At 70.4% G+C, this 13527-nt stretch carries 12 protein-coding genes and 1 pseudogene; 9 read left to right on the top strand and 4 right to left on the bottom strand.

What is annotated here, in order from left to right:
* The first annotated feature begins 106 nt into the window (after positions 1–106).
* The 5 genes from nrdR (at position 107) to F1D61_RS15815 (ending at position 3980) form a co-directional block, all read left to right on the top strand.
* Positions 107–649 (top strand): transcriptional regulator NrdR, encoded by a 543-nt coding sequence (gene nrdR / locus F1D61_RS15835; RefSeq protein ID WP_203158847.1) that lies wholly within the window; start codon positions 107–109, stop codon positions 647–649.
* A gap of 41 nt (positions 650–690) precedes the next feature.
* Positions 691–1776, top strand: coding sequence for a bifunctional diaminohydroxyphosphoribosylaminopyrimidine deaminase/5-amino-6-(5-phosphoribosylamino)uracil reductase RibD (gene ribD, locus F1D61_RS15830; protein WP_203159103.1), 1086 nt, complete (start codon positions 691–693; stop codon positions 1774–1776).
* Entirely contained in the window at positions 1777–2421 is a 645-nt protein-coding gene (locus tag F1D61_RS15825; protein WP_203158846.1) for a riboflavin synthase, read from the top strand. It begins immediately after the preceding gene.
* 415 nt (positions 2422–2836) lie between these two features.
* Complete coding sequence (locus tag F1D61_RS15820; RefSeq protein WP_203158845.1) at positions 2837–3334, top strand: Hsp20 family protein; 498 nt, start codon at positions 2837–2839, stop codon at positions 3332–3334.
* A 133-nt stretch (positions 3335–3467) separates the two neighbouring features.
* Complete coding sequence (locus tag F1D61_RS15815; protein WP_203158844.1) at positions 3468–3980, top strand: hypothetical protein; 513 nt, start codon at positions 3468–3470, stop codon at positions 3978–3980.
* A gap of 92 nt (positions 3981–4072) precedes the next feature.
* Here the strand turns inward: F1D61_RS15815 and F1D61_RS15810 are convergent, their stop codons facing one another.
* The 4 genes and pseudogenes from F1D61_RS15810 to ribH form a co-directional block, all read right to left on the bottom strand.
* Complete coding sequence (locus F1D61_RS15810; RefSeq protein ID WP_203158843.1) at positions 4073–6220, bottom strand: sodium-translocating pyrophosphatase; 2148 nt, start codon at positions 6218–6220, stop codon at positions 4073–4075.
* Between the two features lie 219 nt (positions 6221–6439).
* Positions 6440–7443 (bottom strand): annotated as a pseudogene (gene thiL, locus F1D61_RS15805) (thiamine-phosphate kinase).
* A gap of 302 nt (positions 7444–7745) precedes the next feature.
* The gene (gene nusB, locus F1D61_RS15800; RefSeq protein WP_203158842.1) at positions 7746–8216 is read right to left on the bottom strand and encodes a transcription antitermination factor NusB; all 471 of its coding nucleotides are present in this window, start codon (positions 8214–8216) and stop codon (positions 7746–7748) included.
* 1 nt (position 8217) lies between these two features.
* Entirely contained in the window at positions 8218–8760 is a 543-nt protein-coding gene (gene ribH, locus F1D61_RS15795) for a 6,7-dimethyl-8-ribityllumazine synthase (RefSeq protein ID WP_203159101.1), read from the bottom strand.
* A 249-nt stretch (positions 8761–9009) separates the two neighbouring features.
* Between ribH and F1D61_RS15790 the strand changes: the two genes are divergently transcribed.
* From F1D61_RS15790 to F1D61_RS15775, 4 genes are all read left to right on the top strand, one after another.
* A complete protein-coding gene (locus tag F1D61_RS15790; protein WP_203158841.1) occupies positions 9010–10314 on the top strand; it encodes an MFS transporter in 1305 nt (434 codons plus the stop codon).
* A gap of 298 nt (positions 10315–10612) precedes the next feature.
* Positions 10613–11176, top strand: a complete 564-nt coding sequence (petA, locus tag F1D61_RS15785; protein ID WP_203158840.1) for a ubiquinol-cytochrome c reductase iron-sulfur subunit — start codon at positions 10613–10615, stop codon at positions 11174–11176.
* A gap of 42 nt (positions 11177–11218) precedes the next feature.
* On the top strand, positions 11219–12505 hold the full coding sequence (locus F1D61_RS15780; protein ID WP_203158839.1) for a cytochrome b: 1287 nt from the start codon (positions 11219–11221) through the stop codon (positions 12503–12505).
* 88 nt (positions 12506–12593) lie between these two features.
* Positions 12594–13490 (top strand): cytochrome c1, encoded by an 897-nt coding sequence (locus F1D61_RS15775; protein WP_203158838.1) that lies wholly within the window; start codon positions 12594–12596, stop codon positions 13488–13490.
* The last annotated feature ends 37 nt before the right edge of the window (positions 13491–13527 follow it).

Below are 13527 nucleotides of genomic sequence, written 5' to 3'. Positions count from 1 at the left end.
GATCTCCCGGCTTCCCCTTCCGCCGGGAGCGCTCTAGAACACGCCCCTTCCGGGGCCGGTCCCGCGCGGGACCGGCCCTTTTTCGTACCAGAGGAACGGGCGACCGATGCGGTGCCCCTATTGCGGCGGCCTCGACACGCAGGTGAAGGATTCCCGGCCGAGCGACGACAGCTCGGCGATCCGGCGCCGGCGGATCTGCCCGGATTGCGGCGGCCGCTTCACCACCTTCGAGCGGGTGCAGCTGCGCGAGCTGGTCGTGGTCAAGCGCTCGGGCCGCAAGGTGCCGTTCGACCGCGACAAGCTCCAGCGCTCGGTCGAGACGGCGCTCCGCAAGCGCCCGGTCGAGGCGGAGCGGATCGAGCGCCTGGTGAGCGGCATCACCCGCCGGCTCGAGAGCACCGGCGAGGCCGAGGTGACCAGCGAGGCGATCGGCGAGGCGGTGATGGAGGGGCTGAAGGGCCTCGACGACGTCGCCTATGTGCGCTTCGCCTCGGTCTACAAGAACTTTCGCGAGGCGCGCGACTTCGAGGAATTGCTGGGTAACCTCGCCGCCGGGGCGGCCCAGGCGACCTCCGCCGAGGAGGCTGCGGCGGCCGAAGCGCCCGTGCCGGCGCCGCCGGCCCGGCGCCCGCGGAGCCGCGCCTCGTGAGTGCCCGGGATTTCGCCCGTGACGAGGCCGACCGGCGCTACATGCGCCTCGCCCTGGCTTTGGGCCGGCGCCATCTCGGCCAGGCCTGGCCGAACCCGTCGGTGGGGGCGGTGCTGGTCGGCGGCCCGCCCGGATCCGAGCGGATTCTCGCCCAGGGCGTGACGCAACCCGGCGGCCGGCCCCATGCCGAGCGGGTGGCGCTCGCGGCGGCCGGCGAAGCGGCACGCGGCGCCACGCTCTACGTCACGCTCGAACCCTGCTCGCATCATGGCCGCACCTCGCCCTGCGCCGACGCCACCATCGCGGCCGGCATCGCCCGGGTGGTGAGCGCGATGGACGATCCCGATCCCCGGGTCGCCGGCCGCGGCCATGCCCGGCTCGCCGAGGCCGGCATCGCGGTCTCGGTCGGGCTCCTGGGGGCGGAGGCCGCGCGGGACCAGCGCGGGCACGTGAGCCGGATCACCAAGGGCCGGCCCGCGATCTTCCTCAAGCTCGCCCGCACGGCGGATGGCTTTGCGGCGGGCGGGGAGGAGCGGCTGATGATCAGCGGGCCGCGGGCCAATGCCGAGATCCACCTGCAGCGGGCCCATTGCGACGCGATCATGGTCGGCGTCGGTACGGTGCTGGCGGACGATCCCCAGCTCACCGTGCGCCTGCCCGGAATGGCGGCGCGCTCGCCCCTGCGCATCGTCCTCGACCCGTCCCTGCGGACGCCGCCGAGCGCGGGACTGGTGCGCACCAGCGCGACCGTCCCGACCCTGATCCTCTGCGGCCCCGACGCTCCCGCGATGGCGGAGGCGGCGCTGGTCGCCGGCGGCGCCGAGGTGGAGCGGGTGCCGCTCACGCCTGACGGCCGCATCGACCTGCCGGAGGCCCTGCAGGTCCTCGGCGCGCTCGGCCTGACCCGGATCTGCTCGGAGGGCGGGCCGACGCTCGCCGACGCCCTCGCGCGCGAGAATCTCGTCGATGAGTGCCTGCTCGTCACCGGCGATTGCACCCTCGGCCGGCCCGGCCTGCCGGCGGTCGGCCCGAATCTCGCCGCCCGCCTCGCCTCCGCGGAGTTCGCGGTCGCGGAGGAGCACCGGATCGGCACCGATCTCTTCACCTGCCACGTACGGAGCCCGTAGATGTTCACCGGCCTCGTCTCCGATGTCGGCCGCGTCGCCGCGGTCTCCGGCGATTCCACGCTGAAGCGCATCGCCATCGATTGTGCTTACGACCCCGCCGGCATCCTGATCGGCGCCTCGATCGCCTGTTCGGGACCCTGCCTCACGGCCGTCACCGTCACCCCGCGCGAGGGCGGCTGCACCTTCGAGGTCGATGCCGCCGCCGAGACCCTGGCCCGCACCACCGTCGAGGCCTGGGTCCCGGGCATGCGGGTGAACCTGGAGCGTTCGCTGAAGATCGGCGACGAGCTCGGCGGCCACCTCGTCACCGGCCATGTCGACGGCCTCGCCGAGATCGTCGCCCGCGAGCCGGTGACGGGGCAGGCCGGCGACGTCTGGGCCCCGAGCGAGCGCTTCGTGCTCCGCGCGCCCGGCGGCCTGTCCCGCTTCATCGCCGAGAAGGGCTCGGTGTGCCTCGACGGCACCTCGCTCACCGTCAACGGCGTTGAGGGCGACACCTTCACCGTCTTGCTGATCCCCCACACGCTGGCCGTCACCACCTGGGGCGAGCGGCGGGTCGGCGACCGGCTCAATCTCGAGGTCGATCTGATCGCCCGCTACGCGGCGCGGCTGACGGAGGCGCGGGCGGCGGTCGAGCAGGGCTGACGCTCAGACAGCCTCATCCGCCCGGGCCGACAGGATCCACGGCCTGAAGGGAGCGGCATCCGGGCGAGCACGCTGAGCCCCCGGCGCGACCCGAACCCCCGGTCTCGCCGGGCCCGATGCGGCCCGGCAGCAGAGCCTGCTGGATACTCTCGCCTCCCGGATTTCGCAGGGCCGGGTCGGCGCGGCGCGGATCTGACCCTGCGCCGGGTGGGCGAAAAAAATCGGCGGATGCCGGAACCGGAACGCGGCATCCGCATTTCACACGCGCGAGGCCCGAACGGGCTCGCCTCTCGGGCTCCGCACCAAGGGCCCGGCTGACAGAACCATGATCCGATCCAAGTCATCACGATCCAAGTCATCACGATCCAAGTCATCACGATCCAAGTCATCACGTTGCTCCAAGGAGGATGTGGTCATGAGGACTTTCGACTTCGCCCCGCTCTACCGGTCCACCGTCGGGTTCGACCGGCTGTTCTCGATGCTGGACCAGGCGGCCCGGATCGAGCCGTCGGCTCAGCAATGGCCGCCGTACGACATCGAGAAGATCGCCCAGGATGCCTACCGCATCACCATGGCGGTGGCCGGCTTCTCGGAAGACGAGATCGAGCTGACCCAGCACGACGCCACGCTGCTCGTCACCGGCCAGAAGAAGGACAGGGACGGTGAGCGCGATTACCTGTATCGCGGCATCGCGGCGCGGGCCTTCCGCCAGACCTTCAGCCTCGCCGACCATGTGAAGGTCACGGGCGCCCGCCTGGAGAACGGCCTGCTCTCGGTCGACCTCACGCGCGAGGTGCCGGAGGCGCTCAAGCCGCGCCGCATCGCCATCGGCGGCGGCCGGGCTGTCCACGGGCAGGACAACGCACCGGCAGAGGTCGAGTATCAGGTCGAGCACCGCTCCCGGGCGGCGTGATTTCAAGGCTGTCCGACCCGAAGACTGCCCATCCCTCAGGTCATCGACTGACGAATGGACCTCCGGGGCATCGCGTCCCCGGGGCCCGAACCCCTTGTCGTGGCAATTCACGCACCTTCAGGGAGGATGAACCATGTCGATGGAGACGAACTTCGCCTCACCCGGTCTCCACCACGTCGGCGCGATCAATCCGCCTGCCGGCCGGCCCGAATCTGTCGAGGCCTGGCAGGCCCTCGTCGCACCCGGCGATGTCTTCCGGCACCCGCGGGAGGTGCTGGCGCATCCGCTCCTGTCGCGGGCGGAGAAGCGCGCGATCCTGGCCTCCTGGGCTTCGGATGCCTGCGCGTTGGAGAACGCGCCGGGCCTGCGCTGCCTGACCGGCTGCCGGGCCGAGCCGGTCTCGGTGGATGCCATCCTGGAAGCCCTGGCCGCGCTCGATCGTGATGCGTCGCGGGGCTTCGGCCCGCGTCTGGCGCGGCGCCCGCCTCCACGGCGCCGGTCGCGCAATGCCTGGGCGATCGCGTGGCGCCCGGGCCGGCGGAACGACGACGACGACCCGCCCCCATGCCCCGCCGCGATCATGCCGGCGCCGCGTCCGCGGATCTCCCCGGACGCAGCGGCCCGGGCGCTCTGCCTGCCGGCATAGGCCCCGGGGTAGCATTCGATGAAAGACGGCCGCCCGGGGGAGCCCGGGCGGCCGCGCCGTGGATCGACCAGTCGATCAGCGAGGCGCCGACATCAGCTATGGGCGAGGATCGCCAGCAGCAGCAGGGCGATGATGTTGGTGATCTTGATCGCCGGGTTCACCGCCGGGCCGGCGGTGTCCTTGTAGGGGTCGCCGACGGTGTCGCCGGTCACCGCCGCCTTGTGGGCGTCGGAGCCCTTGCCGCCGTGGTGGCCGTCCTCGATGAACTTCTTGGCGTTGTCCCAGGCGCCGCCGCCGGAGGTCATCGAGACCGCGACGTAGAGGCCGGTGAGGATGACGCCGAGCAGCATCGCGCCCACCGCCGCGAAGGCCTGGCCCTTGCCGGCGATGGCCTGGATCACGAAGAACAGGACCACCGGCGACAGGACCGGCAGGAGCGACGGCACCACCATCTCCTTGATCGCCGCCCGGGTCAGCATGTCGACGGCGCGGCCGTAATCGGGCCGCTCGGTCCCCTGCATGATGCCGGGCTTCTCGCGGAACTGGCGGCGGACCTCCTCGACCACGGCGCCGGCCGCACGGCCCACCGCCGTCATGGCGATGCCGCCGAACAGGTACGGGATCAGGCCGCCGAGCAAGAGACCGACGACCACGTAGGGATTCTGCAGCGAGAAGTCGACCGTGACGCCCTGGAAGAACCGGTACTGCGTGTCCGAGGCGTTCTTGATGAAGTAGTTCAGGTCCGAGGTATAGGCGGCGAAGAGCACGAGGGCGCCCAGGCCCGCCGAGCCGATCGCGTAGCCCTTGGTGACCGCCTTGGTGGTGTTGCCGACGGCATCGAGCGCGTCGGTGGACTTGCGCACTTCCTTGGGCAGTCCCGCCATCTCGGCGATGCCGCCGGCATTGTCGGTGACCGGACCGAAGGCGTCGAGGGCGACGACGACGCCCGCCAGCGCCAGCATCGCGGTGACCGCGATGGCGATGCCGAACAGGCCGGCCAGCGAATAGGTGACGATGATGCCCGCCACGATGACGATCGCCGGCAGCGCGGTCGATTCGAGCGAGATCGCCAGCCCCTGGATCACGTTGGTGCCGTGGCCAGTGACGGAGGAATGGGCGATCGACTTGACCGGCCGGTAGTTGGTGCCGGTGTAGTACTCGGTGATGACGACGATCAGCGCCGTGATGACGAGGCCGGCCACCGCGCAGAGGAACAGGCTGAGCGAGGTGAAGCTGTCGCCGCCGGTGGTGGTGAAGCGGGTCGCGAAGCCGCCGAACATCACCATGTTGAGGCCGGCGATCGCCACGATCGAGAGCGCGCCGGCGCCGATCAGTCCCTTGTAGAGCGCTCCCATGATCGACTGGTTGGTGCCGAGCCGTACGAAGAACGTGCCGATGATCGAGGTGATGATGCAGGCCGCCCCGATCGCCATCGGGTAGATCAGCATCGTCTCGAGCACGTTGCGGCCGCCGACATCGACCTGGCCGGAGAAGAAGATCGCTGCCAGCACCATCGTGGCGACGAGAGTCACCGCGTAGGTCTCGAACAGGTCGGCCGCCATGCCGGCGCAGTCGCCGACATTGTCGCCGACATTGTCCGCGATGGTGGCGGGGTTGCGCGGATCGTCCTCGGGAATCCCGGCCTCGACCTTGCCGACGAGGTCGCCGCCGACATCGGCGCCCTTGGTGAAGATGCCGCCGCCCAGACGCGCGAAGATCGAGATCAGCGAGGCACCGAAGCCGAGCGCCACGAGGGCGTCGATCACCTCGCGGCTCGCCGGGTTCAGGCCGGCGAAGCGGGTGAGGTAGGTGTAGTAGAGCGCCACGCCCAGGAGCGCGAGGCCGGCCACCAGCATGCCGGTGACGGCGCCCGACTTGAACGCCACCGAGAGGCCGGCACCGAGGGACTGCGCCGCGGCCTGCGCGGTGCGGACGTTGGCGCGGACCGAGACGTTCATGCCGATGAAGCCGGCCAGCCCCGACAGGACGGCGCCGATCAGGAAGCCGACCGCCACCTTGATGCCGAGGAACCAGGCGAGGAGCCCGAACAGCACCACGCCGACGAGCCCGATGGTGAGGTACTGGCGGCGCAGATAGGCCTGGGCGCCCTCGGCGATCGCGCCGGCGATCTCCTGCATGCGCTGCGTGCCGGCATCGCGCCGCATGACGTCGTTGATGGTGACGATGCCGTAGGCAACGGCACAGAGGCCGCCCAGGATGATGAGCAGGAGTGCGGTCATTCTACCGTCCTTGATTGTCGGGCATTCCCGCGACGTCGGACGGCCGAGATGGCGAGCGGCCGTGAACGCGCGACGCGGGCCTCCCTCCCTGTTGAGCGGGCCCGCACGCCAGCGCGGATCCACGCCCCTAGTCGTGCCAAACTTCCCACCCGAGCGCAAATGCTCCCAAGCTTCGTCCGCTTGAGACTTTCGACGCCGCGCCGCGGTCTTTGGAAACGATCAGAAGTGGCTGAACGAGCCGGAGCGGAAGCGGCGCGCCGTGCCGTCGGCCGCGCGGAAGACCGGGGGGCGCCGCCCTCCGTCACCGTGCCGATCTCGGTGAGCGCCAGGCCGGCCCGCGCGGCCGCCTCGCACAGGGCCGGGACCTTCGCCGGATCGGCGGCGCAGAGGATCTCGTAATCGTCGCCGCCGGTGAGCGCGGTGTCGAGGAGGCCCGGCACCGCCGCCACGGCGGCGCGGACGGCCTCCGAGAGCGGGATCCGTGCGATCTCGACCTCGGCGCCGAGATCCGCCGCCCGCATCATCTTGGCGAGGTCGCCGACGAGGCCGTCGGACACGTCCATCGCCGCGCGGGCATGGGCCCGCAGGGCCGGCGCCAGGGCGAGGCGGGCCTGCGGATGCAGGTAGCGGTCGACGAGGGCGGCGCGGACCGGGAAGGACAGGGCCTCGCCCCAGGACGCCGCCGGCTTCTGCCGGAGCTTGAGGCCCAGGGCCGCGTCGCCGATGCTGCCGGTGACGAGCAGCCGATCGCCGACCTGCGCCGCGCCTCGCCGCACCATCGTGCCGGAGGGCACCTCGCCGAGCGCGGTGATGCCGAGAAGCGTGGGGCCGGATGCCCGCACCGTGTCGCCGCCGAGCAGCGGGCAGCTCGCCAGAGCCGCCGCCTCGCTCAAGCCGGTGCAGAACTCGGCGAGCCAGGATTCGTCCCAGTCGTCCGACAGCGCCAGGGTGAGGAGGAAGCCCGTCGGCTCGGCGCCCTTGGCGGCGAGGTCGGACAGGTTCACGCCGAGCGCCTTGTGGGCGATCGAGGCCGGGGGATCGTCGGCGAAGTAATGCACGCCGGCCACCACCGCGTCGGTGGTCAGGACCAGGTCGTGGCCGGGGCGGGGCGTCAGCACGGCCGCATCGTCGCGCAGCGACAGGCCGCCGGCACCGGCGAGCGGCGCGAAGTAGCGGGCGATCAGCTCGTCTTCGGTGGGGCGGGGCAGGTCGTGACGTGCCATCGCGTGACGGTCTCGCGGCAGGGGGCGGATGGCAGGTATGAGGCGATCCGCCTGAACCTCGGCCGACAGCTAGGGCCCGCCGACCGGGGGTCACAATGATCTAACGGCAAAAAGCTGAAAATTTTCCCGGTTTTGCCGTCGATCGGGTGCGCCGGCGGCGAGCTGGTCCCGCGGCCACACGCCGTTTCCGGTCGATCCCGTCGCGGTGCAGAAGCGGCTTTCGCCCGAGCGCGTGGAGCCTCCGGCTCGGCGCGGCGGCTCGGCCGAAACGGTTTTCCGCACCGATCGTCCGGACAATCGTGTCAGCCGGCGCGGGAGCCCTTGGTGAAGTCGTCGGGGCGCACGGCGCGGCCGACCTTGTCGAGCACCGCGTTGACGAGACCCGGCTCCTCGCCCTCGTAGAAGCTGTGGGCGACGTCGACGTATTCGGAGATCGCGACCTTCACCGGCACGTCGCGGCGGAACATCACCTCGTAGGCGCCGGCCCGCAGGATCGCCCGCACCACCGCCTCGAGGCGGCGCAGGGGCCAGCCGGCGGCGAGCGCCGCGTCGAGGCGCTGGTCGATCGCCCGCTGCTCGTCGACGGTGCCGCGCAGGAGGTCGCGGAAGAAGGCGGTCTCGGCCGGCGGGTGCTCGACCTCGTCGATGACCTGACCGATCCAGAACGCCTCGAATTCGGCCAGCGCGTCGATCACGCCCTTGCCGGATATCTCCATCTCGTACAGGGCCTGGACCACCGCGAGGCGGGCGCCGCTGCGCTCGGCGGGCTTCATCTCACTTGGTCTCCGGATCGCGGCGGGGGGTGAAGCCGATGGTACGGTCCTGGCGGCCGGATTCCTCGGCCCGGCGCAGAGCCAGCACGGCCAGGGCCGCCTCCGCCGCGCCGCCGCCCTTGTTCATCTCGGCCACGCGGGCGCGGGCCTGGGCCTGGGCTTCGTTCTCGACCGTGAGGATGCCGTTGCCGAGCGGCAGCCGGAGCATGACCGAGAGGTCCATCAAGGCCCGGGCGCTCTCGCCGGCGACGATGTCGTAATGGCCGGTCTCGCCGCGGATGACGCAGCCGAGCGCCACCACGGCGTCGTAGGGCTTGTGGGCGCGGGCGGCGGCCTCGAGCAGGATCGCGACGGCCTGGGGAATCTCGAGCGCCCCCGGCACCGTGACCACCACCGCCTCGGCGCCCGACGCGGTGATCGCGGCCGTCGCGCCGGCCAGGAGCTCGTCGGCGATGTCCTCGTAGTAGCGGGCCTCGACGACGAGCACCCGGGCTCCGGTGAGCCGGGGGCGATCGGCTCCGCTGTCGCGGCGTGGCGTGACCATGGCGAACTTCTGCATCTCGAACGGGCACCGGCTCGCGCGCAGCCGGACAGGCCTTGCCGCGATGCGTCACCGGTGGGGGAGGGGAGCACTAGACCAGAAGAGGCCCGTCCCACAAGTGCTTGCGGTTCCGCAGATCGTCGCTCCTTGCCAACGGACATCAATCCGGTCATCCCGGGCGCCAGAGCCGGGCCCCACGCCCGGCCCGACCCCTAATGCGGCTCAACAACAAACGGCCGGGAGGACGACGCCGTGACCACCGACATCGAAGCCAGGACCATCAAGCGCGTCAGCTGGCGCCTGATCCCATTCCTGATCGTCTGCTATTTCGTGGCCTATCTCGACCGGGTCAACGTCGGGTTCGCCTCGCTGACCATGAACCGGGATCTCGGCATCTCGGCCACCGCCTACGGGCTCGGCGCCGGCCTGTTCTTCATCACCTACTTCATCTTCGAGGTGCCGTCGAACCTGGCGCTGGAGAAGTTCGGGGCCCGCCGCTGGATCGCCCGCATCATGCTGAGCTGGGGCATCATCTCCGGCGGCATGGCCTTCATCGGCGGCGAGACGAGCTTCTACATCATGCGCCTGCTGCTGGGCGCGGCCGAGGCCGGCTTCTTCCCGGGCATCATCTTCTATCTCACCCTGTGGTTCCCGGCGGCCTACCGGGCCCGCATCGTCTCGCTGTTCATGGTGGCGATCCCGCTGTCCAGCGTCATCGGCTCGCCGATCTCCGGCCTGCTGCTCGAGCTCGACGGCGTGCTCGGCTTCAAGGGCTGGCAGTGGCTCTACGTGATCGAGGCGCTGCCGGCCGTGGTCCTGTCGGTAATGACCTACTTCTACCTTACCGACCGGCCGGCCGACGCCAAGTGGCTCGCCCCGGACGAGCGCGCCTGGCTGGAGCAGACGCTCGCCGCCGAGGCCGCCCGCAACCCGCGCCAGGGACACGTGCCGCTCACGCAGGAGATCCTCAACCCGCGGGTGCTCGCCATCGCGGTGGTGTATTTCGGCGCCGTCGCCTTGCTCTACGCCTTCGGCTTCTTCCTGCCGCAGATCTTCAAGGCCTTCGGCCTCACCAACGCCCAGACCGGCTTCGTGATGATCATCCCGTACGCCGTCGGCACGGTCGGCATGCTGTGGTGGGGCAAGCGCTCGGACGCCAAGAAGGAACGCCGCTACCACCTCGCCGCGGCGCTCGCCTGCGCCTCGGTCTGCACCATCGGGGCGGCCCTCGTCGGCGACCCGATCCTGAAGGTGGTCCTGTTCTCGGGCGCCGCGCTCGGCATCTTCGGGGCCCTGCCGATCACCTGGACGCTGCCGACCGAGACCCTCTCGGGCGCGGCCGCCGCCGGCGCCATCGCGGTGGTGAACTCGATCGGCAACCTGTCGGGCTTCGTCGCGCCCTACGCCGTCGGCGCGATCAAGGACTGGACCGGCAACTTCACCGGCGGCCTACTCCTGATCGCCTGCGCGGGCATCGTCGGGATGATCACGGTGCTGCGCCTGAGCCATACCGGCGCACCCGCGGGCACCGGCCGCGTCGGCGCGCCGGCCGAATAGGCCGCACGAGCGCGGGACGGTCCCTCCGGGCCGTCCCGGCACTGGACAACACACTCCCCCGAAATCTGGAATTCCTCCGGATCAAGCCCCCTTTTCGCCCTTTATTCCGGGGCTTGGCCGTGCCAGAGAGCTAGCCGCGCGGCGACGCCCGGTCGCATTGCCGCCATGCGTGGGGAGGTGCTTCGGTCCGGCAGGATCGGGGAACGACAACCCCGCCGACCCTTCCCGCGGGCCTCGACGCCTCCTTGCCGCGCGAGCGGCGGCCCGCGCCGTCAACGATTTTCGGGAGAGCCGGAACTTGGCCACCACCGTCGCCCCATCCGACGCCGCGCATCCCCACGGGACGACCCGCCGGGACTTCCTGTTCCTCGCCACCGGCGCGGGCGCCGTGGTCGGGGCCGCCGCTCTGGCCTGGCCCTTCGTCGCCTCGATGGCCCCCGATGCCGAGACGATCGCGGCCGGCGCGCCGATCGACGTCGACCTCACGCCGATCGCCGACGGCCAGATCGTCAACGTGTTCTGGCGCGGCAAGCTCATCTTCGTGCGCCACCTCACCGAGAAGGAGGTCGCCGACATGAAGGCGGTCGCCCCGGCGAGCCTGATCGATCCGGCGCCGTTCCTGGGCCGCGTCAAGGCGGGCCACGAGCGCTGGCTCGTGACCTACGGCAACTGCACCCATCTCGGCTGCGTGCCGATCGCCAATGCCGGCGGCCACGAGGGCTGGGGCTGCCCCTGCCACGGTTCGCAGTTCGACGCGGTCGGCCGCGTCACCCGCGGGCCGGCGCCGATCAACCTGCCGATTCCGCCCTACGCCTTCCAGGGCGACACCAAGGTCCGCATCGGCGAAGGCGCCACCGCCTGATTCGACGCCGATCGTGAAGCAACGACAGACGCGGGCTGCCCCATGAGCGCACACGCTACGACCTACATCCCCAAGAGCCGCTTCGCGAAGTGGTTCGAGGCCCGGCTGCCGATCGCAGGCCTGGTCCATTCCTCGTTCATCGCCTTCCCGGTTCCGCGCAACCTGAACTACTTCTGGACGTTCGGCGCCATCCTGATGGCGATGCTGGGCTCGCAGATCATCACCGGCGTCTGGCTGGCGATGCACTACCAGCCCTCGGCCACCGAGGCGTTCAACTCCGTCGAGCACATCATGCGCGACGTGAACTACGGCTGGCTCCTGCGCTACATGCACGCCAACGGCGCCTCGATGTTCTTCATCGCGGTGTACGTGCACATGTTCCGCAACCTCTATTACGGGTCCTACAAGGCCCCGCGCGAGGTGCTCTACATCCTCGGCGTCATCATCTACCTGCTGATGATGGCGACCGCGTTCCTCGGCTACACCCTGCCGTGGGGCCAGATGTCGTTCTGGGGCGCCACCGTCATCACCAACATCCTGGCGGCTATCCCGATCGTCGGCGATACGATCCAGAGCCTGCTCTGGGGCGGCTACTCGGTCGGCAACCCGACGATCAACCGCTTCTTCTCGCTGCACTACCTGCTGCCGTTCATGATCGCCGGCGTCGTCGTCCTGCACGTCTGGGCGCTGCACGTCACCGGCCAGAACAACCCGACCGGCATCCCGATCAAGACCGGCAAGGACGCCGTGCCCTTCACCCCCTACGCGACCATCAAGGACGTGTTCGCGGTGGTGGTGTTCTTCGCCTTCTTCGCCTACTGGATCTTCCTGCAGCCGAACTATCTCGGCCACGCCGACAACTACATCCCGGCGAACCCCGCCGTGACGCCGGCGCACATCGTGCCCGAGTGGTACTTCCTGCCCTTCTACGCCATCCTGCGCGCGGTGCCGGACAAGCTCGGCGGCGTGATCCTGATGTTCGGCGCGGTGATCATCCTGGCGCTGGCGCCGTGGCTCGACACCTCGCGGGTCCGCTCGGCCAACTACCGGCCGATCTACCGCCAGTTCTTCTGGGTCTTCATCTTCTGCTGCTTCCTGCTCGGCTGGCTCGGCTCGAAGCCCCCGGAGGGCGGCTACGTGCTGGCCTCGCGGATCGCCACCTTCTACTACTTCGCCCACTTCCTGATCGTGATGCCGCTGGTCGGCCTCTTCGAGACCCCGAAGCCCCTGCCGGGCTCGATCCTCGAGAGCGTCACCGGTCCGGGCAAGCAGGTCGGCTCCTCCGGCATGCCGGCCGGCGCCGCCGCCGCGCCCCCGACCAAGGGCTGAGAACCGGCTTCGGGCGGGTGCTCCACGCACCCGCCCGCTCCACGATCGTGATGAAGCACTAACGACGCCGTAAGGGGCATCGAGGGGAATGATCAGAACACGCGCTCTCTTGGCTGCCGCTCTCGCCGCGCTCCTGTCGGCCGGCGCCGCCTCGGCGGAAGACCACGGGCCGCTGCCGCACCGCGAGAAGTGGACCTTCTCGGGGATGTTCGGCACCTTCGACCAGGCGCAGCTGCAGCGCGGCTTCCAGGTCTACCGCGAGGTCTGCTCGAACTGCCACGGCCTGCACTACGTCCGCTTCCGCAACCTCGGCGAGGAGGGCGGGCCCGACTTCTCCGCCGCCCAGGTCAAGGCGCTGGCGGCCGAGTACAAGGTCAAGGACGGCCCGAACGATTCCGGCGACATGTTCGAGCGGCCCGGCCGCCCGGCCGACAAGATCCCGGCGCCGTTCCCGAACGAGCAGGCCGCGGCGGCGGCCAATGGCGGCAAGGCGCCGCCGGACCTGTCGCTGATGGCCAAGGCCCGCACCTTCGCCCGCGGCGGCCTGTGGTTCATCATCGATTGGCTGCCCTTCGTCGGCTACACCGAGCAGGGCCCCGACTACATCCATGCCCTCCTCAACGGCTACAAGGACGAAGTGCCGAAGGGCGTGACCGTGCCCGAGGGCGGCCACTACAACGAGTACTATCCGGGCCACGTCATCGCGATGCCCAAGCCCCTCAGCGACGGTCAGGTGACCTACGCCAAGGGCGCCGACGGCAAGCCGGTCGCGGCGGAGACCGTCGACCAGTACTCGCGCGACGTGACCGCCTTCCTGATGTGGACGGCGGAGCCCCACCTCCTGGCGCGCAAGTCGCTGGGCCTGCGGGCGATCCTGTTCCTGCTGGTGCTGGCCGGCCTGCTCTACTACGTGAAGAAGAAGATCTGGTCCGACGTCGGCGGCGAGACGCACGGGCTGCAACCCGAGCTGCACAAGACGCACTGACGCCAGCGTGCAATCTTTCCAGAGGCCCCGCGAGGGG

It is taken from the genome of Methylobacterium aquaticum (genome assembly GCF_016804325.1).
GTDB lineage: Bacteria > Pseudomonadota > Alphaproteobacteria > Rhizobiales > Beijerinckiaceae > Methylobacterium > Methylobacterium aquaticum_C.
This window is presented reverse-complemented; position numbering and strand designations above follow the sequence as displayed.

Bases quoted from the DNA above. Each gene is read 5' to 3' on its own strand.
- F1D61_RS15775 (WP_203158838.1), top strand. From the start codon at position 12,594: ATGATCAGAACACGCGCTCTCTTGGCTGCCGCTCTCGCCGCGCTCCTG.
- F1D61_RS15810 (WP_203158843.1), bottom strand. From the start codon at position 6,220: ATGACCGCACTCCTGCTCATCATCCTGGGCGGCCTCTGTGCCGTTGCC.
- F1D61_RS15815 (WP_203158844.1), top strand. From the start codon at position 3,468: ATGTCGATGGAGACGAACTTCGCCTCACCCGGTCTCCACCACGTCGGC.
- F1D61_RS15820 (WP_203158845.1), top strand. From the start codon at position 2,837: ATGAGGACTTTCGACTTCGCCCCGCTCTACCGGTCCACCGTCGGGTTC.
- ribD (WP_203159103.1), top strand. From the start codon at position 691: ATGCGCCTCGCCCTGGCTTTGGGCCGGCGCCATCTCGGCCAGGCCTGG.
- nrdR (WP_203158847.1), top strand. From the start codon at position 107: ATGCGGTGCCCCTATTGCGGCGGCCTCGACACGCAGGTGAAGGATTCC.
- nusB (WP_203158842.1), bottom strand. From the start codon at position 8,216: ATGAAGCCCGCCGAGCGCAGCGGCGCCCGCCTCGCGGTGGTCCAGGCC.
- F1D61_RS15825 (WP_203158846.1), top strand. From the start codon at position 1,777: ATGTTCACCGGCCTCGTCTCCGATGTCGGCCGCGTCGCCGCGGTCTCC.
- ribH (WP_203159101.1), bottom strand. From the start codon at position 8,760: ATGGTCACGCCACGCCGCGACAGCGGAGCCGATCGCCCCCGGCTCACC.
- F1D61_RS15780 (WP_203158839.1), top strand. From the start codon at position 11,219: ATGAGCGCACACGCTACGACCTACATCCCCAAGAGCCGCTTCGCGAAG.